Source organism: Pseudomonas sp. CP4, from assembly GCF_047758505.1.
GTDB classification, from domain to species: Bacteria; Pseudomonadota; Gammaproteobacteria; order Pseudomonadales; family Pseudomonadaceae; genus Aquipseudomonas; species Aquipseudomonas fluorescens_AO.
Map to the genome: position 1 here is coordinate 3,478,697 of NZ_CP180489.1, position 23,140 is coordinate 3,501,836.

The window sequence follows — 23,140 nt, forward strand, 5'->3', positions numbered from 1 at the left end:
CAAACAGGTACGTAAGGCAGATGAAGTGGTTTTCGATTGTTTTGTTGAGCTGGGGGATGACTTCGGGGGCCTTTGCCTCTTCGTCCAGCACCGCCCAATGCCCAAGCGGCAATTTTGCTGATTTCGTAAAAGTTTTTGCATCTGAGCCAGAGACACAGAAAGCGTTTATTGCGTCTCCTCTGAAGCATATTCACGTGATAGCTGATGGGAAAATACCGAAGGTTGTCGAACTGAGCTTGGGCTCGATTTCCGCCGATGAGTTGAAGGTGCTGCTTCCGGAAAATGCTGCCAAATCAGGTCTCACTATTGAAACCCAGGAGCCTGACAGGGTGGTCGTCCGTGATGAGGCGGGCCATTTTTTGAAGATTTTCGTTTTTAAACATAGTGATTGCTGGGCTCTGACTCGAGTGGAGGACTGGGCAATCGATGCGGTGATGGAAGAGATCACTCAGTCTGAGAAACTAACGCCCGGTGAGGTAGAACTCAAAAAAGGCGTCATATTTGACAGGCTGGTCAATAAAGCGTCTCCCGAATCAGGAATCTATTTATACGCCGGGGCATTGGATAGCTATTTAGAGGGTGCCCGGAAGGGTTCGGCGCAAGCAGCATTTGCTGCTGCGGGAATCAGCCTTTCTGGGCAAGCGCCACGCTTGGAGAATTCCAGAATCCTGGCGTTGTTGATTCAAGCTTCAGAACAAGTGCCGGATGCCGGCTTGACTCTCGCAGATTTTTATTGCGATGAAGGTGAATACGACGAAAGTCACGGTTGTATTAATCCCAGAGAATCAATAGCGACATTGGAGCGTGCCGCCCGCCTAGGTTCGACTAACGCACTGATTCGATTAGGTGAAGTGTACGAAGCGGGAGCCCTCGTAGCGGCTGACTTGCCACGCGCGATGGCGTGTTACCGCAATATTCAGAAAACCGATCCTAAGACGGCTGTCGCTTTGGTTGAGCGCTTGGCAGCCCGAGGCGTCGTCAGCGATAACTCTATTCAATGTTTTGAAGCAGGAAGCTTTTGATGAGCACAGGACTACTTGAACAAAGGCAGCAATATCGCACTGGTTACGAGTACGGCCCTTTCAAGGGCGAGACTGACCATGATAACGATGGCAAGAAGGAAATCGACTGCTCCGGGCTTCTGTATCGAATGCTGAAGGATGCGGGGTATACGATCCCTTACCTCACAACATCAGGGTTGAATACCGACACTACTTATTTTGATGTGATCCCGCTTGCGGAAGTACAGCCTGGCGATATTGCGCTGTGGATTAACTTTCATGGACACACGGGGGTCATCGAAGACATCTCCGGGTCGCCTGTTCGAGATAGGGGAAATTTCTTCGGTTCACAGTCTTCAAACGGACCGAAATCTGCCAAATATGGGGCGGGTAGTGGTTACTGGCCAATGCCTGAAAAGTTTTTACGCCCGAAGCCCCAATTCAGAGGTGCTCAACCAGCCCCCGCACCTACTCCTGCGCCGACCCCCGCGCCGGCAGGCCCAGCTCCGCTGATGAGCTTCCAATATCCATTCAGAAAAGCTGACGGTAAGCAGTTTTCTGACGCGGATGAGATTTATAAGGCTCTCGAAAACGAGAGTGCCGGGCATTATTTGCTGGGCAGCAACAAGTTCTGGCACGGTGGCATTCACATCAGCAATGCCAGCGCTCCCCAATGCATTTTGAATGAACCGATTCGCTGCATGGCCGATGGCGAGGTGGTGGCCTACCGCCTCAATGAGGATTATCTAAAGTCGACGTTTGGTACAGGAGAAACGGCGAAAAACCTGGATTATTCTAGTTCCTTCTGTTTGGTGCGACATGAATACAAATCGGCGCTAAACCCAGAAGATGGACCTAATAAAGGAAAGCAGAACGGTCTGATTTTTTATAGCCTATATATGCATCTTTTGCCTTATAAGCACTACCCGTTAGCGGAGAATGAAAAGCCGAACCCGATAGTGACGATGACTGTAAAAGATTTCAAGGCGTATGATGACTTTCCTGCGTCGAATAACTTTCCATATCCAGGAAAATTGGCGAAGCACACCAAGCTTGAAATTCTGGAAAAAAGATCAGTTGAGGATGTTACTTATGCTAAGGGGAAAATCCTTTCCGGTAGCGTAAAACATGGATCAACTAAAGTCCGCGACGTAGGGCAAGAAGTTTGGTTTGCATATTTAAAGAATGATGAACCATATCAAAACTCCAGCCACAAGGCTATTTGGGTTGCAGATGCGATACCCGAGCGTGCTAGGCCAAAATATTGGCAAGGCAAGGTAAAAGCTAAAACTACCCAGCGTTTAGCTATGTACGGCGCGCCAACGAACCTTGCTAACGGACAACCTGCAGGTGCACGCATCGAAAACAATCGAGAGATTACAGTAGGTAGTGTCATTGAGTTCGATAGCAAAGATGTAGTGAATTTGGTGGTTGGTAACAAGCTGCGGCGTATGGCGCCTTGCGTTCCAGTAGTTGCCAGCATCTGGAACGATAATGGAACTGTCCCAAGTAATTTTTGGGCGATTGTCGAAAGTGAGAAAGATAGTCAGTACACGCAATGGGAATCGCTCACTCCTACAATTTTTGATGTTGTGACGACCAGTGTCGGAATCAAGGCTGGTGACCCTATTGGCTATTTGGGTAAAACTGAAAATCTAGTAAATGAAAACGGCCTTACCGATAGTAAATTTCAAGTTCATATCGAGATATTTACAACTCAGGCTGAGGTGAAAGATTTTCTAGATAATGTAGCTGCATTAAAAGTCGGACGTCAGTATTTGCATCTGCCGAAAGGTGCTCAACTTAAGAAAAAAATGCCTGCTACTGGAACAAGTGAACCTTTAAAAGAAGAACACGCTATTGACCTAGGTAAGGTGCCGGTTGTCAAGGAAGGCAATGAGGATTGGTATGAGATATCCGTAAATGATGAAGATCAGCCGGTCTCTGGATTGGTCAAAAAATCTGATGCAAAAGTTATCACTCCACACGATTGGACGAAAATGGGTTTTCAGCTTGTAGAGGAAAGCAACTCAGCCTCCGACGGTTTCCTCGATCCTGATGATATGCCCCAGTTTTTTAAAGACCTCTTGAAGAAAATAGACAAAAACCATGACGGAAAGGTTGAACCATCTGAACTCGCTGACGCATTGAAAAGTACGGAGACAAGGCAGCACTGGTCAAAATTAGTGGCACACCATCCTACGGAGTGGAAGGATGATACAAAATCCGAGAAATGGAAGAGATTAGACACTCTTCTAGAAGGTTCTGAAAAATTACTAAAACATGAAAAAGAAAGAATAGATTCATACGTTTTTTGGGATAAGTTGGCTGATAAGACCCCAGCAGGAACGGGGTTGATTTATCATTTTCACCCTATAGGTTTCGTTTCAAACTTCCTCGCGATGGAGGATGATAATGATCTGAAGTGGCTAAAGGTTGAGAAGGGACAACTTACTTTTGATGTGGAAGGAAATGACATAGAGGATTCGTCGAATTCTTTACACATGTATTTTAGTAGAAAAGCACATTGGCCAGGCGGAGCATCCGGAATTACGATTGGGAGAGGATATGACCTTGGTCAAAAATCGGATCCAATGAGCGATCTCACTGCCGTAGGTGTTCCAGAACCATTATTGAGTTGGTTGGTTGGAGCAAAAGGTCTAAGCGGTAATGCCGCAAGAGATTATCTTAATAATGCTAGCCCTGAAATTCGGAAGGCATTCATTACGCGAAAGCAACAATATAAGCTGTTTGTTTCTGTCTATGAAATAATGAAAAATAAAGTTGTGACGATTTCTCAACAGCCTTTCAATGTCGGTCACTATGGCACGCTGAATTGGGATGCTGTTGATGTTAAGATCCAAGACATGATTGTTGACTTGATTTATCGTGGCGATTATAAGCCGACGACAAGAGAGATTGTTCAGCGGCCGTTTGTTGAGAATAATAAAGCAGAGTTGAAGACTGTTATGTCTCTCGAAAGCAATTGGCCAGGAGTGCCTGCTGCCCGATTCGCTGCACGTAAAAACTATTTATGAGGTGGAAATTGAAAAACATTTTTCTATTGATGGCTTTGGCTTTCTCCTGCTGTGTATTTGCTACAGATGAGAAAAAAACAGCTGTAGATGTATACAAGGCAGATACAGCTATGGTCGCAGGCAAGTTGGTTCGTTACTATCAAACTTTATCTAGCCCATGCATTATGGTACAGATTCTCGTTCCGGGTGGAGGAGGTGCTGCAAGTAATTCAAAAAAATTCTGTAATGTCTCAGGAAAAAGTTTTAGTGATGACTTTTCTGAAGTTATTTTGGACCGTGGGGAATTTTCAAATGAAGGTCTTTCGCTCACTTTGAAGCTTATGCCTCTGACTGAAGGTCCAGATGTCGTTGAAGTATGCAGCTTTAAGATTGAAGGTGAGGCGCTAAGTGGCCCGAAGTGTAGTGTTAAGTAGCGAAAAATTAAAGACCGCGGATTAAAGCGGAAATGGGGGCCAGACCACGATTTTCGGAAAAACGTGGTCTGTCCCCTTTTTTTCGTTTCTGAGGCCAGCCGGATGATTCGATTAATTATATTGCTTTTGTTTGTTTATAGTGGCGCCGCTTATTCTGGCTCAGCTGAGCATAGTCTAGTATGCAAAGAACCTGGTCAGAGTTCTGATTCGGCTAGATTGACTCTTTCTTTTGAAGAGGAAATCTTTTTTGTTAACAGTACTGATCGCGGATGTCGGTCAGATTATGTCGTTAGACAAGCGCAAGGAACGGAAAATGAATCGATCATATTTTCTTATCCGACGAGTGACGATATGGGCTTAAATGCTCAAATAATGGTTTTTGCTGCTCCAGCTAATGGCGGAGAAGCCCACTATATCGGAGATATTCCAGCTGGTGCTTCAGAAATAAAGGATGGAAATTATCAAGATATTCAGCAGGCTGGTGATTCAATCTACGAGAATATCTACCGTGTTGATGGTTCTAAAGTTATTACTTTGATGCCAGGGAAGGAGTTAATCATTTCCGGCGAACAGTGTGTTTATAAGAAAGCAGGTGACGCTGTTTGTCAGAAAATGCGAGGTGGCTTTGAAAAACCTGTGTGTGTCCTTAATGATGGTACGCGTAAAGTCCTCGCCGTTGCGAGTGACTGCACAAAGCTGAAAGAAAACCTTTAAGTACTCAAGAATAATATTGGGAGGACCACTCCTCAGTAACGGACGAGAAGTGGTCTGCCGCAATTTTCCACTACAGTTTTTTGCTTAAAACCGGAAATGAAAAAACAGTTAAACCGAACGTAAGTGGAAGTAGGACCGTACATGCCAGTCAAAACTCTAGCGGTATCACTGCTCGCTCTGATGTGGACCTTCCCTGTGTTAGCCGAAACCACCACATTCAGTCCCACCGACGGGTCATCCGCGCCATTGAGATGGGTTCAACGGACGCTATGGTTTATCTGGCTTCTACGTTCGAGGCTGGAGAGTTGGGAACAAAAGATCTGTCACGCGCACTGGCTTGTTATCAGATGGCGGCGGATAAAGATGAGCCCCGCGCGATTGAGCAGTTAAAGCGTCTGGACTTGCATGGCCCGGAGCCAATCAAGGCTAGTCACTGTATTTGAAACCGGATCATGCTTGATGCTTTTTCGCACGCATAGAGCCTGAATGGGACAGGGTAAAACGTTTAATTTTCGAGCATCAGACACATCCGGTTTTCATTTAAACTCCCCACCCCCAAGGAACGCGCTCAGGACACGGAATGCCAGCCCCTACTTCCTCGCTTCGCCCAGCGTTGGTGCTTTGGCTATATGCCGCTGCGATCACGCACATCCTCGCCGGTCTTACCCTGACCTGGGCCGGTGACTCCGGCTTGCTCGTTGGCTACCTGCAAGTCCTCGAACTGTCGTTCTGGGGCGCCGATGCGGTGCCCGCGGCCGGACACGATCAACAGGTCTGGTGGCTCGCGCTGTTCGGCGCGACGTTGCAAAGTTATTCGCTGTACATGCTCGCGCTGGTGCATCTGGGCCATCGCTTGAAAGTCCCGGCAGTCTGGGGCTGGTTGATCGCTGGCATCCTGTTATGGGCCCCGCAGGACATGTGGCTCTCGGCGCAACAGCAGGTCTGGTCGCACGTGTGGCTTGATGGTTTTGCGTTGTTGGTGTTGTTGCCGCCGCTGTTTTGGCTGTACAGACATGACCGTCAAAGGAAGGAGTGACAGCGTGAAAGGATTTTCGATTCTTTTCGGCTGCTTGATCTCTGCTGCTTCCTCCGCGTTGTTTGCTGGAGAAACGTGCAACCCAGACAGCTTTTCCAATCCGGACTTGATCATTTGCGGCCAGCAAACCTTCAAGAAAGTCGATGGTGTCTTGAACGAGCAATACAAAAAAGCGCTGTCGACTTTGGCTCCAGCGGAACAAAGCCGTCTGAGAGATGTGCAAAAGAACTGGGTGCGCTTCAAAGAGTCGTTTTGCGAAGAGCTTTATCAAGCCGCGTTGCCGGGCGCTGAGGCGCCAATCGAGAGGCTTGGGTGTCTGGTGCAGACGACCAATGCTCGGCTGGGAGAGTTGATTGCTCTACAGACGGGTTTACCGCTGGATGGTTTTTACAAAGCGGCATCCGCGATTGCCGGGAAGGATCGTGAGAGAGATGTAACGAACTCAATTGAGCTGCTGGGAGGGGAAGAGCTCGATGATTCGCTTTGGAGGCAATACGCGGAGGGGCACTGCAAAATGAGCGAGCGTTTGTTTCGTGAGGATTTTGCGAATTGCAGGGTGCGGATGCGCTTTCAGTTGCCTATGAATCGTTGAATGAATTTCCGATTTGAAGTTTTCGCGTGCGTTTATCTCTGCTCTGCTGCTATTACCACTGACTGCCCATAGTGAAGTTTCTACACAGCTAAAGCGGTTGCCATGTTTGGTACTTCAGCGTGGTCAAGCGTTCCTTCAATAGCCTTTTACGTCCTGCCGATGAGCCCTGCGTCGGCGGTTGAGGCTTGAAGGCTGCGGAATGCTCGGACCAAGTAATCAGTGTCAGGTTATTTCTGTTTATGTTCAGAAGCTTGGGTTGAGCGGTAATACTATCCAGTCAAATTCGAGACCCGAGAGGTTCCATGAAAAAGTCCAAACATGAACCAAAGCCTTTGATGGCTGCCCGGTTCCAGGCTGAAGCTCGTGAAGTCTTGGCCAAACGCTCCGGTAAGCGCAGCCGCTTTCTGGATGCTGCTCTGTCCAATGGCAGTGACTTCGAGCCAGTGGGTCGACTGGCCGGCTGACGGTTTCGGATTCTCAAAAAAAGCTGCCGTGATTGGCAGCTTTTTTGTGTCTGGGTTTTTACAGGTAGTTGCAGAAAGGGGACTCAACGTCCCCTTTTTTCAACCATCAATCCCGCTACAGCTTCGCCGCCGCGCTCTTCACCTCAATATAATCAAGCGTCCCTTCCACCATCAATCTCACCCCGTCCGCCATCCTGCTCAGGGCCAGTGCCACCGAGCGGCGGGAGCCGTGGAGGTCGTCGGCCAGGTCGCAGGCGATGACGCTGATGGACAGGAGGTCTTCGGAGGCGTTGGCCATGAGGGCTTCGGCGTCGGTGCCGGGGGAGAGTTTGAAGAGGCCGGTTTCGCGCTTGGGGTGTGGTTCGGTGGGCGGTTTGAAGTGGTGGTCGAGGGCGCGCTCGGCGGCTTCGTGGAATTTCTTCGATTCCAGAGATTCGTAGGGCGATATGTCCGGGGTTTCCGGGGGATTGGGTGTTGGTTTCTTCATTCGGTCTTACTCCAGTTTCAGGAGCTGGCACCGTTTCGCTCGCACTTCGAAAGGGGTGGCAGCTGTGCATAGGTGTGCAAGACCGGTGGAGTCACCCGGCAGACCCGTAGGCCTCCCATACACAGCAGCCATAACGATCCGCGAGCATAGGAAAACGCTCGGCGAATTGCCATAACCAATGTGCACTCCCGCCGGACTTGCACGTCCGTATCGCCGATTTAGCGGCGACACACAAAGCCTATCCCTCAGGACCAATCCCGCCTAGTTCACGGACAGCCCGGCATTTCGCAGGAAATTTCCCATAAATTCGCGGGCCGGAAGATCAAAAGATCGCAGGCTTCGCCGGCTCCTACAGGAATGTGTTTCAACAGGTGTAGGAAAGGTGAGTGGTGAGACGCGGAGCGTCTCGGGATGCATTCCTACGCGGAGCGGGGGAACGATCAGTGGGCGAGCGCTGAATCGTGACTTGGTGGTCATCGTGCAGGAAATAGTCTGCATCCTCTTCCAACAGCGGCAGATACTGGCGTTATCGTCCGAATCCCTTACACTGCCCCGGCCGTTCATTTTCCTTTTGAGGCTGTGCGCATGAAATTTCGTTTTCTCCTGTGGATGATGGGTTTGTTGATGGCTAAGGCCAGCCGGACCAATCCTGCGTTTCAGCAGCAGTTGGGTGACAAGGATCTGGTGTTCCAGCTGCAGACGCTGGACGGCAAAGTGGCGCGGCATTTCGTGGTCAAGGATCAGCGCATCACCAGCAAGTCTGGCGTGGTGGCGGAGCCTGCGTTTGCGATTGCGTTTAAAGATGCCGGTTATGGCTTTGCCACGATGCAGGCGAAGAACAAGCAGTTGGCGTTTATGCAGGGCATTCAGGACAAGTCGATCCAGCTCAAGGGTAATCCGGCGCTGGTGATGTGGTTTCAGGGGTTGATGAAGTATTTAGTGCCGAGGAAGGCTAAGTCGAAAGCTTGATGCGGTCAGTTGGACCGTGGTGGATTCATCGCGGGCAAGCCCGCTCCCACAGGGGTCGTGTTGATCTTGTGGGAGTGTGGCTTGCTCGCGATTGCGTTTAGCCTTGGCTGAACTGCGAAGCCAGTTCCCGCAGCAGCACTTCAGCCTCAAGCACTTTGCTGACCACATCATTGGCTTTTTCGCGGCTCAAACCGACGCGGTCGAGCAAGGCGTCAGGGATATCTTCATCCGGGCCGGAGCCGATGCCGCGGCTGCGCAGCAGGCGTACAGCCAGGCAAACGAGGTTCGGGTATTCGGCGTAGGCGCCGTCGTAGCTTGGGTCGTGCTGGAAGCGCAGGGCGGTGGCCAGTTCATCCGGCATGTCCCAGTAGCGCATCAGCCACGAGCCGATCTGTTCGCGGCTGATACCCAGCAGGTGTTGCTCGATGTAGCTGTGGCACAGGTGCGGGTTGACCTCCAGGTGACGGCAGATCAGCGAGAAGTGCGGCGGGAACACGTGGGCCAGCAGCAGATAACCGAAGTTGTGCAGCAGGCCGGCCAGATAGGTCAGGCCGGCTTCCGGGCGCTGGGCGCGCGGCATGGCGCGGGTCAGGCCTTCGATGACGGCGGCGGTGTAGATCGACTGCTGCCAGTACGGCGTGGTGTGTTGCGGGTGGTCTTTCGGCAGACTCAGGGTCTTGCCGAGGGCCAGGCCCAGCGCCAGGTTGATCACCAGGTCGAAGCCGAGCACGCGAACGATCGCGTCTTCCACCGAACGGATCTTGCCCGGCGAGGCGTAGTACGGCGAGGCCGCCCAGCTCACCACTTGCGCTGCCAGCGCCGGATCGGTTTCAACGACGCCGGTGATGTCGTCGATGGTGGCGTTGGGGTCCACGCGTAGCTTGATGATTTTTTGCGCGGTTTCGGCCAGCGGCGGAATCTCGATGGTCGCTTCCAGACGCTGCTGAATGCGCCGCGCGGTGAACGCTTGCACGGCCTGGGTGATTTCCTCGCGGTCATCGTCCGGGCGGTCGAGGTTGGGGCGGATACTGCTCAGGGCTTCGCCGAAGTTGGCGGCGCTGGCTTTGGTCAGCATCGATTTGAAGTCTTCGCTGCTGATTTCCAGCAGCAGGCCCGGTTCGCCGGAGTTGATCAGCAGCTTCGGCTCGCGCAGCAGGCTTTCTTCGTAGAGGCACGGCGAACTGGTCAGCGCCGGCAGGCCCGGCAGCAGACTCAGATTGTGTTTGCCGAGCATCTTTTCCAGGCGCTCGGTGGACACGGCTGTGAGTCGGCGACCAGTGAGTTCGGCGAGGCGATTGAGATCCAGCAACTGGCTCTGTGGAAACAGCACCATCAACGCGCCCACGGCGTCGTCCAGCAACACGGCCTGCACTTTGCGCGAGGCATTGAGGCCGTGGTGGTCGAGCACTTCTTCGTAGGCAACGCCCAGCTTGTTGAGCAGCAGCCGAATAACAGACGGAGCTTGCGGAGATTCGGGGACGAGAGCAGCTTCGGTCATGGTCTGTATCCGTTTTTGAAACAATGGCAGGAGTATAACCAGCTCTGTAGGAACGATCCTGCACAAACTGCGACGGTGCTCACACTTGGCCGTATTGCTGCCCATGCCGCAGCCAACGGTCGAGCAATGGGCTGACGTGAGTCGGCCAGCGTTCCAGCAAGGCTTGCGCGGCGTCACGGACGGCGGGCAGCAGGTCGGCGTCGCGCATCAGGTCGGCGACCTTGAATTGCAGCAGGCCGGTCTGGCGGGTGCCGAGCATTTCCCCGGGACCGCGCAGTTCGAGGTCCTTTTCGGCGATGACGAAACCGTCGTTGGTCTCGCGCATGATGCCCAGGCGCTGGCGGCCGATCTGCGACAGCGGCGGATGGTAGAGCAGCACGCAATGGCTGGCGGCGCTGCCCCGGCCGACGCGACCGCGCAACTGGTGCAGCTGCGCGAGGCCGAGGCGCTCGGGGTTTTCGATGATCATCAGGCTGGCGTTGGGCACGTCGACGCCGACTTCGATCACCGTGGTCGCGACCAGCAGTTGCAGGTTGCCGGCCTTGAACTCAGCCATCACCGCAGCCTTTTCGACCGGCTTCATGCGCCCATGGATCAGCCCGACTTTCAATTCGCCGAGGGCCGCGGTGAGGTCTTCGAAAGTGGTTTCGGCGGCCTGGCAGGTCAGCTCTTCGGATTCTTCAATCAAGGTGCAGACCCAATAGGCCTGACGCCCTTCGGCGCAAGCGCTGCGTACTCGTTCTATGACTTCGACGCGGCGGGTGTCAGTGACCAGCACGGTGTTGACCGGGGTTCGGCCGGGCGGCAGTTCGTCGAGGATCGAGGTGTCGAGGTCGGCGTAGGCGCTCATCGCCAGCGTGCGTGGAATCGGTGTGGCGGTCATGATCAGTTGATGCGGGCACATGCGCCCGCCGACGCCTTTCTGCCGCAGGGCCAGACGCTGCTGCACGCCGAAGCGGTGTTGTTCGTCAATGATCACCAGCGCGAGGTTCTTGAACTGCACTTCGTCCTGAAACAGCGCGTGAGTGCCGACCACCATCGGTGTGCCGCTGGCGATCTGTTCCAACGCGGCGACGCGATTCTTGCCCTTGAGCTTGCCGGCCAGCCACGCGACCTCAATGCCCAGCGGCTCGAGCCAGCGCTTGAAGGTGATGAAGTGTTGTTCGGCGAGAATCTCGGTCGGCGCCATCAGCGCGACCTGGTAACCGGCCTCCAGCGCTTGCAGTGCGGCGAGGGCGGCAACCACGGTTTTGCCCGCGCCAACGTCACCCTGAATCAGCCGCAGCATCGGTTCGTGCTGGCTGAGGTCGTAGGCGATTTCGTTGCCGACGCGCTGTTGCGCACCGGTCGGGTTGAAGCCGAGGTTTTTCAGGTATTTCGGTGGCAGTTTCGTGGCTTTCGGCATTGCCGGCGCGCGCAGTGAACGCATGCTTTCGCGCAGACGCTGTTGCGACAGTTGATGGGTGAGCAGTTCTTCGAACGCCAGGCGATGCTGCGCCCAGTGATGGCCGAGGGCGAGTTCGTCGACGTCGGCATCGGCGGGCGGGTTGTGCAGGTAGCGGATCGCATCGGCCAGCGGCGCCAGTTGATAGTCGCGGGCGAGTTCGGTCGGCAGCCAGTCGGGCAGGGTGCTCGGCTTGAGCAGCGTCAGGGTCTGCATGCACAACTGGCGCAGGCGCTGCTGGGTCAGGCCTTCGGTGAGCGGGTACACCGGGGTCAGGGTTTCATCCACTGGCGGCGGTTCATCGCCGGTGATCGCGCGGTATTCCGGGTGATAGATTTCCAGGCCTGAGGCGCCGGGTCGGGCTTCACCGTAGCAGCGAACCCGCGTGCCACGCTTGAGACCTTCTTTCTGCGCGTTGCTGAAATGGTAGAAGCGCAGACTCAGTCCGCCCGTACCGTCCTGCAAGCGCACGACGAGGCTGCGACGCCGACCCATGACCACGTCGGCACCGCTGACGGTGCCTTCGACCACGGCGTCCTGCCCCGGCCGCAACGCACCGATCGGCACCACGCGGGTGCGGTCCTGATAACGCAGCGGCAGGTGGAACAGCACGTCCTGCAGATTCTCCAGACCGACCTTGGCCAGTTTCTCGGCCATGGCCTCGCCGACACCCTTGAGTGCCGTCACCGACACTTGCGACAGCTCCGTCATGACGCTCGCTTAACCGGCCGTAACCGGCGCGGCAGGCTTGGCTACCGAGCACAGGCGAATGGAGTCGGCGAGAATCTCGATGGCTTTCGGCCGTGGGAAGCTGGCGCGCCAGGCGATCGCCACGGTGCGGAACGGCACTGGCGCGGTCAGTGGACGCACTTCGATCACGCCCGGGGCGTAGTGATGGCTGTCCACTGCCGACAGTGGCAGGATCGAAATACCCAGGCCGGACGCGACCATGTGGCGAATGGTTTCCAGCGAGCTGGACTCGACCGTGGTGTGCTTGGCGCCGTCGTTGCCCTTGGTCAGGGTCGGGCAAGCTTCGAGCACCTGATCGCGGAAGCAGTGGCCTTCACCGAGCAGCAGGAGGCTCTTGTCGTTGAGCAGGCCGGCGTCGATGGATTCTTTCTTGGTCCACGGGTGCTGGGCCGGCATCAGGACGTAGAACGGCTCGTCGTACAGCGGCAGGGTCAGCACGTCGGCTTCGTTGAACGGCAGGGCGATGATGATCGCGTCCAGTTCGCCATTGCGCAGTTTGTCGCGCAGCACGTGGGTGAAGTTTTCTTCGATGTACAACGGCATCTGCGGGGCGACCCGGTGCAGTTGTGGAATCAGGTGCGGGAACAGGTACGGGCCGACGGTGTAGATGGCGCCGACTTTCAGCGGTGCGGTCAGTTGGTTCTTGCCGGCCTGCGCCAGTTCGCGGATGCCCTGAGCCTGTTCCAGCACCTTTTGCGCCTGGGCGACGATGCCTTCGCCGACCGGGGTCAGGCGCACGGCGCTTTTGCTGCGCTCGAAAATCAGCACACCGAGTTCGTCTTCAAGTTTTTTCACGCCCACCGACAGCGTCGGCTGACTGACGTGGCAACGCTCGGCGGCATGGCCGAAATGCTGCTCTTGGGCGAGGGTAACGATGTAGCGTAATTCTGTGAGGGTCATAGCGAGCGTCCATGAAGATGCGCCAAGCATACCGGCTGCAATCGATAGACGCACGTTATCAGACTGCGGGCTGAGTGCGACACCGGTCGAAGTCGGTTTGCCGCTGGCAGATACGCGAAAGGCACCTTTCGGTGCCTTTTTTGATTGGTTCTCTCGGCTGGCGAAGAACCTTGTGGGAGCTGGCTTGCCAGCGATTGCGGTGGGTCAGTTGATAAATCCTTCTCTGACACACAGCTATCGCTGGCAAGCCAGCTCCCACAGGTATTGCGATGTTGCTTAACGGCGGCGTTCGAGGGAGTAAACAAACGGCGCAACAATTTCGATCGAGCCATTGTTGAGCATGTCGGCCGGCGGCTTGGGCAGCGGTTGGGCGCGGCGGATCATGTCCAGGGTGGCGCGGTCCAGATCGGCGTTGCCCGAGCGGCCCACCAGTTCGAACGACAGCACATTACCTTCGCCATCAACCACGAAGCGCAGACGGTTCAAACCTTCCTTGCCCCGTGCCTGAGCGCTTTGCGGGTACTTCTTGTACTTCTGCAAGTGCGCGAGCAGGGTGCCTTGCCAACTGGCCTTGGCCGCCAACTGAGCCGGCGACGGACCCGGCGCAGGCTGGGCGGATTTCTCCGTTGGCGCCTGAGTCGGTTGAGTATCGGCCGGTTTCTCCTCGGAAGGTTTTTCCTTCGGCGGCTCGGGCAGCTTCTTCTCGACCGGCTTCGGCGGTTTTGGCTTGGGCTTCGGCTTGGGTTTCGGTACCGCAATTTCCGCTTTTGGTGCTTCAGCCAGTTTCGGAATCGGCAATTCTTCCACCGGAGCCGGTGGCTGCGGCGGTGTGACGACTTTCGGCGGAGCCGGCGGTGGCGGGGCAGGCAATGGAGCCAGCTCGACCATCATTGCCTGCGGCGGCAATTCGATGGGCGGGCGGGCAGTCCAGTTCAGCGCCAGCGCGATGGCCAGCGCATGCACGCCCAGCACCACGGCCAGGCTACCGCTGTAACGCGTCAGCTTATGGCGCGTGTTGATCATTTCTTGGCTGCCGTCTCGAGACCGACCAGACCGACCTTCAGGTAACCGGCGGCGCGCAGGTTGTCCATCACGCCCATCAGGTCGCCGTAATCCACGCCTTTGTCGGCCTGGAAGAAGATGGTGGTGTCTTTCTTGCCCTGGGTCTTGGCGTCGAGGGTAGCACCGAGGGTTTCGGCTTTCACTTCGTCGTCACCGAGGAACAGGCGCTGGTCAGCTTTGACACTGAGGAACACCGGTTTCTCTGGCCGCGGCGCCGGTTTGGCGGTCGAGGCGGGCAGGTCGACTTTGATGTCCACAGTGGCCAGCGGCGCGGCCACCATGAAGATGATCAACAGCACCAGCATCACGTCGATGAACGGCGTGACGTTGATTTCGTGATTCTCGGCCAGATCGTCGTCTGCGCCTTCTTTTAAATGCAGGCCCATGGCCGATTACCCCACTTTAACCATGTGCGGCTGCGAGCTGCGCTCAGGCTGGTGGTCGAGATCGCGGCTGACCAGCAGCAGGACTTCTGCCGAGGCATCGGAGACCTGCGCCTTGTAACCGGCGATGGAGCGGGCGAAGACGTTGTAGATCACTACCGCTGGAATCGCCGCAACCAGACCCAGTGCAGTGGCCAGCAGCGCTTCAGCGATACCTGGCGCGACAACGGCAAGGTTGGTGGTCTGGGTTTTGGCGATGCCGATGAACGAGTTCATGATGCCCCACACGGTACCGAACAGACCGACGAACGGCGCGGTGGAACCGATGGTGGCGAGCACGCCGGTGCCGCTGCTCATGTTGCGGCCGCAGGCCGCGACGAGGCGCTCGAGGCGGAAGCTGACGCGTTCCTTGATGCCTTCTTTCTCGCGGCTGTTGACCGACAGGCGCATCTCTTCGAGCGCGTCATGCACCAGCAGGTTGGCGAGGGTGCCTTCCTTGCCGGCCGTGGCGCTGGCTTCCTTGAGAGTGGTGGCTTTCTTCAGTGCGGCGATCTCGCCACGCAGACGACGCTTGGCGCCCATCAGCTCGAAGCCTTTGGCGATCCAGATAGTCCAGGTGATGATCGAAGCGATGGCCAGGCCGATCATCACGATTTTCACGATGATGTCGGCGTTCTGGTACATGCCCCATGGCGACAGGTCGTGGGCCATGCCCAGGGTGTTGTCGGCTTCGAGAACTTCAGGTGCCTCGGCGGCGTCGACAGCCTGCACCGGATCGGTGGCGGCCGGTGCAGCCGGAGCGGCAGCGGGTGCGCTCTGTTCGGTGGCGGCAGGGGTGGCTGGCGCTTGAGCGTCGGCGAAGGCCGCAGTCGGTGCCAGCATCAGGCTGAGCAACAGAGCCGCGACGGCGCTCCAGGCGCGAGGTCGAGTGGTTGGCGAAGCGGGAGTTTGATTACGTGTCATGCTGGCCGGACCTGAGATAGAAAAACGTTGTTGCTCTTCCAGGCCTCGTGAGGCCGAGAACAAAAGTGGCGTGCATTATTGCAAGTAATTCTTGTTAACAAAAGTAATAGAGTATCTTTTTTTCCTTCATTGCTAGCCGTTCGTCCTCTGCCAGCGCTAGTCTGTGCCTTTCCGATGGGAGTTTTCTGATGTCCGCGCCTTCTGTTTTGATTGCCGGTTGTGGTGATGTCGGCAGTCGTCTGGCCACGCAATTGCTGGCGGCTGGCTGGCAAGTCCATGGCCTGCGCCGCGACGTTTCCAAGCTGCCGAACGGCGTCATCGGCGTCGCTGGCGATCTGTTCAACGAAGAATGCCCGGCGACCTGGCCGGTAGGCGCTGTCGATTATCTGGTGTATTGCGCGGCGGCCACCGACCACGACGAAGAGGGCTATCGCAAGGCCTACGTGCAAGGCTTGCAGAATGTTCTGAGTTGGCTGGGCGACTATGGACAGGTGCCCGAGCGGCTGATTTTTGTGTCGAGCAGCAGCGTGTATGGCCAGCAGGATGGAGCATGGGTCGATGAGACCTCCGAGACGGTCGCGGCCGGATATTCAGGTCGCTTGATGCTCGAAGCCGAGCAGGTCGTGCTCAATAGCGGCATCCCTGCCAGCGTGCTGCGCCTGACCGGGATTTACGGCCCGGGCCGCGAGTGGCTGTTGACCCAGGTGCGTCGTGGCTATCGCGTGGCAGTCGAGCCGCCGCTTTATGGCAACCGGATTCATGCCGATGATGCAGCGGGGCTGCTGGCGTTCTTGCTGGAAAAAGACCGTGAGGGCGTCAAGCTGGACCAGCTCTATATCGGTGTGGATGACGCGCCGGCGCCGTTGGCTGAGGTGGTGGGCTGGTTGCGCGAGTATCTGGGGGTGACTGAATGGGCGGAAGACGCCAGCGTGCGCCGCACAGGCAGCAAGCGTTGCAGCAATGCGCGGGCGAAAGCGTTGGGGTGGGTGCCGAAGTATTCGAGTTATCGCGAAGGCTATGCAGCGATCCTGGAAGGTCGCTAAAAGCAAAAGATCGCAGCCTTCGGCAGCTCCTACAGGAAAATGCATTCCAAAGCAGGAGCTGCCGAAGGCTGCGATCTTTTCAAAGGGTTACTGCTTTTCCAGCAACCACTTGCGCTCACCCGCGGCAAACTGCGGTTGCTCATCCGCCAGCGCAGCATTCACTGCCTGCAGAATCTCCAGCTCTTTGCCCTTGCGCACAAAGATCCAGTTGTTGCCTTGACCGTTGAGTTGCAGCCACATGCTGTCGTTGCCATTGCTCATCGATGCGCAATCACCAGCCAGACACAAGGCATAACGATCAACGCCCGGCAGGCCGGTTACTTGGCCGTCGGCCTGAAACTGTACAGTGCCGCCTTCACCCTGGCCGCTGGCGATGGTCCAGTTGCCGCCCAGATACGCTGAATACAGCGCGCGTTCGAAGCTCGCACCGATTGGCGCGCCTTCGGGCACGGGGATCTGTGCGCGATCGAAGAGTTGTTCGGGTTCGTTGTCGCTGGCAGCTTGCCGCAGGCGTCCGCCATCGCGTTTCAGTTCGCTGGCGGAGCTGCCGTAGAAATCGACTTTCCAGGCGCCGGACTCTTCGCCCAGCAGCCGTCCTTCGACGTTCTCAAAACCGTTGGTGTAGCGGGCCTGACCGGCCTTGGTGTTGACGTCCCATTCCAGGTTCGGGCCGTAGGCCTGCAGCGCTTCACGCAGGGGACCGCCCTTGGCGGCGGCATCGATCGCCACCTGGTTGATCCAGGTGCCGCTGATGTCACGGTCGGCAGGGTCGCTGGCGCAGCCGCCGAGAAACAGGGCGAGCAGCGAGAGAGCTAGCGCTTTGCGCATGGTGGAATCCTTTCAAAACCTTTTCTTGCGGCAGTCGGCGCGGCGTGAAAGCCGCGCCGTGCACATCACTCGATGACCAGAATGGCATCCATTTCAACCTGCGCACCCTTCGGCAGGGCGGCCACGCCAATGGCGGCGCGAGCAGGGTAAGGCTGGTCGAAGTACTTGCCCATGATCTCGTTGACCTTGGCGAAGTGGCTCAGGTCGGTGAGGAAGATGTTCAGTTTGACGATGTCCTTGAACGAACCACCGGCGGCTTCGGCTACGGCTTTGAGGTTCTCGAAGACCTGGACGGTCTGGGCTTCGAAGCCTTCAACCAGTTCCATGGTTTTCGGGTCCAGCGGGATCTGGCCCGACATGTAAACAGTATTGCCTGCCTTGATCGCCTGGGAGTAAGTGCCGATGGCGGCCGGGGCCTTGTCGCTGGTGATGACGGTTTTGGTCATGTAGGACTCCTTGTAATAGGCAGGTTATGCGCGCATGCGGGTGATGCGGATCACCCCGGTCAAGGCGCGCAGTTTCTTGATCACGCGGGCCAGGTGCACACGGTCGTGGACGCTGACCACCAACTGCACGACGCTGATGCGACCATCGCGTTCGTCCATGCTGATTTTCTCGATGTTGCCGTCGGCCGCGTTGACGCTGCTGGCCAGCAGGGCGATCAGGCCGCGCTGATGTTCCAGCTCGACCCGCAGCTCGACGTTGAATTCGCCGGTGACATCCTTGGCCCATGAGAGCTGGATGCACTTTTCCGGGTTGTGCCTGATTTCGCTGATGTTGCGGCAGTTGTCCAGGTGCACGACCATGCCTTTGCCCGCCGACAGGTGCCCGACGATCGGGTCGCCCGGGATCGGCGTGCAGCACTTGGCGTAGCTGAGCACCAGACCTTCGGTGCCGCGAATCGCCAGCGGGCCTTCCGGGCTCGGCAGCTGCTCGCCTTCGCCAAGCAGACGGCGGGCGACCACATAGGCCATGCGGTTGCCCAGGCCGATGTCTTCGAGCAGGTCTTCGATCAGTTCGAGGCGGTATTCGGTGAGCATCGCCTTGACCCGCTCGGCCGGGATCTTTTCCAGCGAGCTGTCGAAACCGTTGAGGACCTTGTTCAGCAGGCGTTCGCCGAGGCTGATGGATTCGGAGCGGCGCTGCAGTTTCAGCGCATGACGAATGTGCGTGCGGGCCTTGCCGGTAACGACGAAGTTGAGCCACGCCGGATTTGGCCGTGCGCCGGGAGCGCTGACAATCTCGACCGTGGAGCCGCTTTGCAGCGGTTCGGACAGTGGCGCGAGACGACGGTTGATACGGCAGGCGATGCAGCTGTTGCCGACGTCGGTGTGTACCGCGTAGGCAAAGTCGACTGCCGTGGAGCCTTTTGGCAGCTCCATGATCCGGCCTTTGGGCGTGAACACGTAGACCTCGTCCGGGAACAGGTCGATCTTCACGCTTTCGATGAATTCCAGCGAGTTGCCGGCGCGCTGCTGCATTTCCAGCACGCCTTTGACCCATTGGCGAGCGCGTGCGTGCGTGCCTTTGGGCTGCTCGTCGCCGCTGGATTTGTACAGCCAATGAGCGGCAATGCCGTTGTTGGCCATCTCTTCCATTTCGCGGGTACGGATCTGGATCTCGATCGGTACACCGTGCATGCCGAACAACGTGGTGTGCAGCGACTGATAGCCGTTGGCCTTGGGGATCGCGATGTAATCCTTGAAGCGCCCTGGCAACGGTTTGTACAAATTATGCACAGCACCCAGTACGCGGTAGCAGGTATCGACCTTGTCGACGATGATCCGGAACGCGTAGACGTCCATGATCTCGTTGAAGGCCCGACGCTTGCCGCGCATTTTCTTGTAGATGCCGTAGAGGTGTTTCTGCCGACCGCTGACTTCGCCCTGGATGCCGTCGATGGCGAGGCAGTGGCCGAGGGACTCTTCGATCTTGTTGACGATTTCCTTGCGGTTGCCCCGGGCGCGTTTGACCGCCTGGTAGATCCGCGCGGAACGCATCGGGTGCATGGCCTTGAAACCGAGGTCTTCGAATTCGATGCGGATCGCGTGCATGCCCAGGCGGTTGGCAATGGGCGCGTAGATTTCGAGGGTTTCCTTGGCGATGCGCCGGCGTTTTTCGCCGGACAGCACTTCCAGCGTGCGCATGTTGTGCAGGCGGTCGGCGAGCTTGACCAGGATCACCCGGATGTCGCGCGCCATGGCCATGGCCATCTTCTGGAAGTTTTCGGCTTGGGCTTCGGCCTTGGTCTCGAAATTCATCTGGGTCAGTTTGCTGACCCCGTCGACCAGTTCGGCCACAGTTTCACCGAACTGCGCCTGCAGTGCTTCCTTGGCGATACCGGTGTCTTCAATCACGTCATGCAGCATTGCGGCCATCAGGCTCTGATGGTCCATGTGCATGTCGGCAAGAATATTTGCCACGGCAAGAGGATGCGTGACGTACGCCTCGCCACTGCGACGGCGTTGACCGTCATGGGCTTGTTCGGCGTAGAAATACGCTCGGCGGACCAGGTTGACCTGGTCATTGCCGAGGTAGGTCGATAAGCGGTCGGCGAGGGCGTCTATGCTCGGCATGATGAATCCTGCCGAAAGCTCTGACCCCGCGCCGTGCTACGTCGACCAGTCATAGGCTTAGACGGCCTCGTTCGACTCGTCCTCGAACGCTGCGAACAGCGGTTCATCCTGGACGATTTCCTGCTCGGCGATGTACTCGTAGCTCATCACGCCTTCAGCAATTTCACGCAGCGCGACAACAGTCGGCTTGTCGTTTTCCCACTGAACCAGTGGCTCTTTGCCGCCGGTGGCCAGTTGACGGGCACGCTTGGTAGAGAGCATGACCAGCTCAAAGCGGTTTTCCACGTGTTCTAGGCAGTCTTCAACGGTTACGCGGGCCATGGTATTCCTCGGAGCGAATGCAATATGCGCGCTGCCCGGTTGGGCGAGCGGACTGAGCAGTTTAAAAAATCACCAGCGATTAGGGAAGCGCTGATTTTTTGACCAGACCCTTCAACGCGCTGCAAGCACCAATGTAAAGCGCCTGCGGGCATTTTGGGAAGTGTTGATTTAACCGAGCAATTCAGCCAGCAATTTGCCGAAACGTACTTGCTGACGTTTCTGTTGCAGCTGATTGGCGCGGAAAATTGCCTTGAGATCGTCCAGCGCGTGGGCGAAATCGTCGTTGATGATCAGGTAGTCGTAATCGACGTAGTGGCTCATCTCGCTGACTGCTTCACGCATGCGGCCGTCGATGATTTCGTCGCTGTCCTGGCCGCGGTTGGTCAGGCGCTGGTGCAAGGCTTGCAGCGACGGCGGCAGGATGAAGATCGAGCGCGCCTGCGGCATCAGCTTGCGCACTTGCTCGGCGCCTTGCCAGTCGATTTCCAGAATCAGGTCGTGACCTTCGTCCAGGGTCTGCTGCAAGCGGCTTTGCGAGGTGCCGTAGAAGTTGCCGAAGACTTCGGCGCGCTCAAGAAAGTCGCCATGCTCGCCCATCTTCACGAACTCTTCGCGGCTCACGAAGTGGTAGTTCACGCCGTCCACTTCACCCGGGCGCATGGCGCGGGTGGTGTGCGAAACGGAAACGCGGATCTCCGGATCGGCGTCGGTCAACGCCTTGACCAGACTGCTCTTGCCCGCGCCCGACGGCGCAGAAATGATGTACAGGGTGCCGGTGTGTTGGGTCATGTCAGGGTAGCCTTACTCAATATTCTGCACTTGTTCGCGCATCTGCTCGATCAACACTTTGAGGTTGACGGCGGCCTGGGTGCTGCGCGGGTCGAAGGCTTTGGAGCCCAGTGTGTTGGCTTCGCGGTTGAGCTCCTGCATCAGGAAGTCCAGGCGCCGCCCGGCGGCACCACCGGACTTGAGCACCCGGCGAACTTCGATGATGTGCGTGCTCAGGCGATCCAGTTCTTCGGCCACGTCGCTTTTTTGCGCGAGGATGACCATTTCCTGTTCCAGACGCTGCGGGTCGAGCTCGGCCTTCATGTCGGCGAAGCGATCGAGGACTTTCTGGCGCTGGGTGGCGAGCATCTGCGGGACCAGTTCACGCAGGGTCACGACGTCTTCTTCGATGGAAGTCAGACGATCATTGATCAAGCGAGCCAGCTCCGCACCTTCGCGCTCGCGGCCAGCCTTCAAGTCCTTCAAGCCCTGATTGAACAGCGCCAGCGCTTCGGCGTTCAGCGCTTGCGGGTCGGACGCATCGGCTACCAGCACGCCGGGCCAGGCCAGCACTTCCAGTGGGTTCAGCGCAGCGGGATTCTTGATCAGCCCGGCTACGGTTTCCGCAGCGGCAACCAGTTGCGCGGCGCGTTCGCGATCGACTTGCAGCGGCTTGCCGGTGCTTTCCTCGGTGAAGCGTAGCGTGCACTCCAGTTTGCCTCGCGACAGGCCCTGACGCAGCGCTTCACGCACGGCACCTTCGAGGTCGCGAAACGATTCGGGCAAGCGCAGGTGCGGCTCCAGATAGCGGCTGTTGACCGAGCGCAGTTCCCAGCTCAGGGTGCCCTGAACGCCGGCTTTCTCGACGCGGGCGAAGGCGGTCATGCTATGCACCATGGCGGTGACCTCGTAATGCAGATCGGCGCGAAACGCTGTTTCGCAGGCGCGATTCCAATGAATATAAGCCGACTGGCAGCAAAGGCGCAGGATTGTAGCGCAGTGCGGCGAATGCGCCCAAACACACGGTGTGACAAAGCGCTGCAGCCCGTCGGTTATGCGCGTTTGAGGGGTTTCGGTCGTCGGCCGGCGGTTTTAACCAGTGCCCACTCGCGGTGCAGCGCTCTATAATGCTCGGCAGTTTTCCGTCCTCAGTACAGGTATCCCTATGAAACGTCCAAGTGGTCGCGCTGCCGATCAGCTCCGCTCGATCCGCATCACCCGCAACTACACCAAACACGCCGAGGGATCCGTACTGGTCGAATTCGGTGATACCAAAGTCATCTGCACCGTCAGCGTCGAGAATGGCGTACCGCGCTTCCTCAAAGGCCAGGGACAAGGCTGGCTGACTGCCGAATACGGCATGCTGCCGCGCGCCACCGGCGAGCGTAACCAGCGTGAAGCCAGCCGTGGCAAGCAGGGCGGTCGTACGCTGGAAATCCAGCGTCTGATCGGCCGCTCCCTGCGCGCAGCGCTGGACATGTCCAAACTTGGCGACGTGACCCTGTACGTCGATTGCGACGTGATCCAGGCCGATGGCGGCACCCGCACCGCGTCCATCACCGGCGCCATGGTTGCGCTGGTCGATGCACTGAAAGTGATCAAGAAGCGCGGCGGCCTGAAAGGCGGTGACCCGCTCAAGCAGATGATCGGCGCGGTCTCGGTGGGCATGTACCAGGGCGAGCCGGTGCTGGATCTGGACTATCTTGAAGATTCCGCAGCCGAAACCGACCTGAACGTGGTGATGACCAGCACCGGCGGTTTCATCGAAGTGCAGGGCACCGCTGAAGGTGCGCCGTTCCAGCCTGACGAGCTCAATGCCATGCTGGAGCTGGCCAAGCAGGGTATGAACGAAATCTTCGAATTGCAGAAGGCCGCACTGGCCGACTGAGG

At 57.0% G+C, this 23,140-nt stretch carries 23 protein-coding genes; 10 read left to right on the forward strand and 13 right to left on the reverse strand.

The window, feature by feature from the left end:
* Nucleotides 1-20: 20 nt before the first annotated feature.
* The 7 genes from ACMYUN_RS15445 (at nucleotide 21) to ACMYUN_RS15475 (ending at nucleotide 7,258) form a co-directional block, all read left to right on the forward strand.
* A complete protein-coding gene (locus tag ACMYUN_RS15445) occupies nucleotides 21-1,022 on the forward strand; it encodes a sel1 repeat family protein (protein ID WP_415761061.1) in 1,002 nt (333 codons plus the stop codon).
* Nucleotides 1,022-4,039, forward strand: coding sequence for a pesticin C-terminus-like muramidase (locus ACMYUN_RS15450; protein ID WP_415761062.1), 3,018 nt, complete (start codon nucleotides 1,022-1,024; stop codon nucleotides 4,037-4,039). Before ACMYUN_RS15445 ends, ACMYUN_RS15450 begins: the two co-directional genes overlap by 1 nt.
* Before the next feature lie 8 nt (nucleotides 4,040-4,047).
* Nucleotides 4,048-4,452 carry a hypothetical protein gene (locus ACMYUN_RS15455; protein WP_415761063.1) on the forward strand — a complete coding sequence of 135 codons (405 nt, stop codon included), beginning with the start codon at nucleotides 4,048-4,050 and terminating at the stop codon, nucleotides 4,450-4,452.
* Nucleotides 4,453-4,554: 102 nt separating this feature from the next.
* The gene (locus ACMYUN_RS15460) at nucleotides 4,555-5,166 is read left to right on the forward strand and encodes a hypothetical protein (protein WP_415761064.1); all 612 of its coding nucleotides are present in this window, start codon (nucleotides 4,555-4,557) and stop codon (nucleotides 5,164-5,166) included.
* A 580-nt stretch (nucleotides 5,167-5,746) separates the two neighbouring features.
* A complete protein-coding gene (locus ACMYUN_RS15465; protein WP_415761065.1) occupies nucleotides 5,747-6,202 on the forward strand; it encodes a cell division protein in 456 nt (151 codons plus the stop codon).
* A 4-nt stretch (nucleotides 6,203-6,206) separates the two neighbouring features.
* The gene (locus ACMYUN_RS15470; RefSeq protein WP_415761066.1) at nucleotides 6,207-6,794 is read left to right on the forward strand and encodes a lysozyme inhibitor LprI family protein; all 588 of its coding nucleotides are present in this window, start codon (nucleotides 6,207-6,209) and stop codon (nucleotides 6,792-6,794) included.
* A 302-nt stretch (nucleotides 6,795-7,096) separates the two neighbouring features.
* On the forward strand, nucleotides 7,097-7,258 hold the full coding sequence (locus tag ACMYUN_RS15475) for a hypothetical protein (protein WP_415761067.1): 162 nt from the start codon (nucleotides 7,097-7,099) through the stop codon (nucleotides 7,256-7,258).
* Between the two features lie 115 nt (nucleotides 7,259-7,373).
* Here the strand turns inward: ACMYUN_RS15475 and ACMYUN_RS15480 are convergent, their stop codons facing one another.
* Nucleotides 7,374-7,745 (reverse strand): DUF6124 family protein, encoded by a 372-nt coding sequence (locus ACMYUN_RS15480; protein ID WP_415761068.1) that lies wholly within the window; start codon nucleotides 7,743-7,745, stop codon nucleotides 7,374-7,376.
* A gap of 585 nt (nucleotides 7,746-8,330) precedes the next feature.
* On the opposite strand from ACMYUN_RS15480, the gene ACMYUN_RS15485 reads away from it, so the two are divergent.
* Nucleotides 8,331-8,714, forward strand: coding sequence for a helicase (locus ACMYUN_RS15485; RefSeq protein ID WP_415761069.1), 384 nt, complete (start codon nucleotides 8,331-8,333; stop codon nucleotides 8,712-8,714).
* A 97-nt stretch (nucleotides 8,715-8,811) separates the two neighbouring features.
* Here the strand turns inward: ACMYUN_RS15485 and ACMYUN_RS15490 are convergent, their stop codons facing one another.
* The 6 genes from ACMYUN_RS15490 to exbB all read right to left on the reverse strand — a co-directional run bounded on the left by ACMYUN_RS15490 (nucleotide 8,812) and on the right by exbB (nucleotide 15,714).
* Nucleotides 8,812-10,212 (reverse strand): aminoacyl-tRNA deacylase and HDOD domain-containing protein, encoded by a 1,401-nt coding sequence (locus ACMYUN_RS15490; RefSeq protein ID WP_415761070.1) that lies wholly within the window; start codon nucleotides 10,210-10,212, stop codon nucleotides 8,812-8,814.
* Between the two features lie 79 nt (nucleotides 10,213-10,291).
* A complete protein-coding gene (gene recG, locus ACMYUN_RS15495; protein ID WP_041476627.1) occupies nucleotides 10,292-12,367 on the reverse strand; it encodes an ATP-dependent DNA helicase RecG in 2,076 nt (691 codons plus the stop codon).
* 9 nt (nucleotides 12,368-12,376) lie between these two features.
* Entirely contained in the window at nucleotides 12,377-13,306 is a 930-nt protein-coding gene (locus ACMYUN_RS15500) for a hydrogen peroxide-inducible genes activator (protein WP_024014805.1), read from the reverse strand.
* Nucleotides 13,307-13,582: 276 nt separating this feature from the next.
* Nucleotides 13,583-14,329: a TonB family protein gene (locus ACMYUN_RS15505; protein WP_415761071.1), complete on the reverse strand. Its 747-nt coding sequence runs from the start codon at nucleotides 14,327-14,329 to the stop codon at nucleotides 13,583-13,585.
* Entirely contained in the window at nucleotides 14,326-14,754 is a 429-nt protein-coding gene (gene exbD, locus ACMYUN_RS15510) for a TonB system transport protein ExbD (protein WP_415761072.1), read from the reverse strand. Before exbD ends, ACMYUN_RS15505 begins: the two co-directional genes overlap by 4 nt.
* 6 nt (nucleotides 14,755-14,760) lie before the next feature.
* On the reverse strand, nucleotides 14,761-15,714 hold the full coding sequence (gene exbB / locus ACMYUN_RS15515) for a tonB-system energizer ExbB (protein WP_415761073.1): 954 nt from the start codon (nucleotides 15,712-15,714) through the stop codon (nucleotides 14,761-14,763).
* Nucleotides 15,715-15,902: 188 nt separating this feature from the next.
* On the opposite strand from exbB, the gene ACMYUN_RS15520 reads away from it, so the two are divergent.
* Nucleotides 15,903-16,757, forward strand: coding sequence for an SDR family oxidoreductase (locus ACMYUN_RS15520; protein ID WP_415761074.1), 855 nt, complete (start codon nucleotides 15,903-15,905; stop codon nucleotides 16,755-16,757).
* Between the two features lie 87 nt (nucleotides 16,758-16,844).
* Here ACMYUN_RS15520 and ACMYUN_RS15525 read toward each other — a convergent pair whose 3' ends face one another.
* The 6 genes from ACMYUN_RS15525 to ACMYUN_RS15550 all read right to left on the reverse strand — a co-directional run bounded on the left by ACMYUN_RS15525 (nucleotide 16,845) and on the right by ACMYUN_RS15550 (nucleotide 22,147).
* On the reverse strand, nucleotides 16,845-17,585 hold the full coding sequence (locus ACMYUN_RS15525) for a hypothetical protein (RefSeq protein ID WP_039757362.1): 741 nt from the start codon (nucleotides 17,583-17,585) through the stop codon (nucleotides 16,845-16,847).
* 65 nt (nucleotides 17,586-17,650) lie between these two features.
* Entirely contained in the window at nucleotides 17,651-18,031 is a 381-nt protein-coding gene (locus ACMYUN_RS15530; RefSeq protein WP_014340863.1) for a RidA family protein, read from the reverse strand.
* 24 nt (nucleotides 18,032-18,055) lie between these two features.
* The gene (spoT, locus tag ACMYUN_RS15535; RefSeq protein ID WP_007920338.1) at nucleotides 18,056-20,161 is read right to left on the reverse strand and encodes a bifunctional GTP diphosphokinase/guanosine-3',5'-bis pyrophosphate 3'-pyrophosphohydrolase; all 2,106 of its coding nucleotides are present in this window, start codon (nucleotides 20,159-20,161) and stop codon (nucleotides 18,056-18,058) included.
* A 57-nt stretch (nucleotides 20,162-20,218) separates the two neighbouring features.
* On the reverse strand, nucleotides 20,219-20,482 hold the full coding sequence (gene rpoZ, locus ACMYUN_RS15540; RefSeq protein ID WP_039757363.1) for a DNA-directed RNA polymerase subunit omega: 264 nt from the start codon (nucleotides 20,480-20,482) through the stop codon (nucleotides 20,219-20,221).
* 168 nt (nucleotides 20,483-20,650) lie between these two features.
* Entirely contained in the window at nucleotides 20,651-21,271 is a 621-nt protein-coding gene (gene gmk / locus ACMYUN_RS15545; protein ID WP_129997939.1) for a guanylate kinase, read from the reverse strand.
* A gap of 12 nt (nucleotides 21,272-21,283) precedes the next feature.
* Nucleotides 21,284-22,147: a YicC/YloC family endoribonuclease gene (locus ACMYUN_RS15550; RefSeq protein WP_039757365.1), complete on the reverse strand. Its 864-nt coding sequence runs from the start codon at nucleotides 22,145-22,147 to the stop codon at nucleotides 21,284-21,286.
* A 268-nt stretch (nucleotides 22,148-22,415) separates the two neighbouring features.
* Here ACMYUN_RS15550 and rph point away from each other — a divergent pair, with 268 nt between their 5' ends.
* Nucleotides 22,416-23,138, forward strand: coding sequence for a ribonuclease PH (gene rph / locus ACMYUN_RS15555; RefSeq protein ID WP_024014799.1), 723 nt, complete (start codon nucleotides 22,416-22,418; stop codon nucleotides 23,136-23,138).
* Nucleotides 23,139-23,140: the final 2 nt, after the last annotated feature.

Excerpts from the sequence above, each read along its gene's own strand:
- ACMYUN_RS15445 (WP_415761061.1), top strand. The coding sequence starts at position 21 with ATGAAGTGGTTTTCGATTGTTTTGTTGAGCTGGGGGATGACTTCGGGG.
- ACMYUN_RS15450 (WP_415761062.1), top strand. The coding sequence starts at position 1,022 with ATGAGCACAGGACTACTTGAACAAAGGCAGCAATATCGCACTGGTTAC.
- ACMYUN_RS15460 (WP_415761064.1), top strand. The coding sequence starts at position 4,555 with ATGATTCGATTAATTATATTGCTTTTGTTTGTTTATAGTGGCGCCGCT.
- ACMYUN_RS15465 (WP_415761065.1), top strand. The coding sequence starts at position 5,747 with ATGCCAGCCCCTACTTCCTCGCTTCGCCCAGCGTTGGTGCTTTGGCTA.
- ACMYUN_RS15475 (WP_415761067.1), top strand. The coding sequence starts at position 7,097 with ATGAAAAAGTCCAAACATGAACCAAAGCCTTTGATGGCTGCCCGGTTC.
- ACMYUN_RS15480 (WP_415761068.1), bottom strand. The coding sequence starts at position 7,745 with ATGAAGAAACCAACACCCAATCCCCCGGAAACCCCGGACATATCGCCC.
- ACMYUN_RS15485 (WP_415761069.1), top strand. The coding sequence starts at position 8,331 with ATGAAATTTCGTTTTCTCCTGTGGATGATGGGTTTGTTGATGGCTAAG.
- ACMYUN_RS15490 (WP_415761070.1), bottom strand. The coding sequence starts at position 10,212 with ATGACCGAAGCTGCTCTCGTCCCCGAATCTCCGCAAGCTCCGTCTGTT.
- recG (WP_041476627.1), bottom strand. The coding sequence starts at position 12,367 with ATGACGGAGCTGTCGCAAGTGTCGGTGACGGCACTCAAGGGTGTCGGC.
- ACMYUN_RS15500 (WP_024014805.1), bottom strand. The coding sequence starts at position 13,306 with ATGACCCTCACAGAATTACGCTACATCGTTACCCTCGCCCAAGAGCAG.
- ACMYUN_RS15505 (WP_415761071.1), bottom strand. The coding sequence starts at position 14,329 with ATGATCAACACGCGCCATAAGCTGACGCGTTACAGCGGTAGCCTGGCC.
- exbD (WP_415761072.1), bottom strand. The coding sequence starts at position 14,754 with ATGGGCCTGCATTTAAAAGAAGGCGCAGACGACGATCTGGCCGAGAAT.
- exbB (WP_415761073.1), bottom strand. The coding sequence starts at position 15,714 with ATGACACGTAATCAAACTCCCGCTTCGCCAACCACTCGACCTCGCGCC.
- ACMYUN_RS15520 (WP_415761074.1), top strand. The coding sequence starts at position 15,903 with ATGTCCGCGCCTTCTGTTTTGATTGCCGGTTGTGGTGATGTCGGCAGT.
- ACMYUN_RS15525 (WP_039757362.1), bottom strand. The coding sequence starts at position 17,585 with ATGCGCAAAGCGCTAGCTCTCTCGCTGCTCGCCCTGTTTCTCGGCGGC.
- ACMYUN_RS15530 (WP_014340863.1), bottom strand. The coding sequence starts at position 18,031 with ATGACCAAAACCGTCATCACCAGCGACAAGGCCCCGGCCGCCATCGGC.
- spoT (WP_007920338.1), bottom strand. The coding sequence starts at position 20,161 with ATGCCGAGCATAGACGCCCTCGCCGACCGCTTATCGACCTACCTCGGC.
- rpoZ (WP_039757363.1), bottom strand. The coding sequence starts at position 20,482 with ATGGCCCGCGTAACCGTTGAAGACTGCCTAGAACACGTGGAAAACCGC.
- gmk (WP_129997939.1), bottom strand. The coding sequence starts at position 21,271 with ATGACCCAACACACCGGCACCCTGTACATCATTTCTGCGCCGTCGGGC.
- ACMYUN_RS15550 (WP_039757365.1), bottom strand. The coding sequence starts at position 22,147 with ATGGTGCATAGCATGACCGCCTTCGCCCGCGTCGAGAAAGCCGGCGTT.
- rph (WP_024014799.1), top strand. The coding sequence starts at position 22,416 with ATGAAACGTCCAAGTGGTCGCGCTGCCGATCAGCTCCGCTCGATCCGC.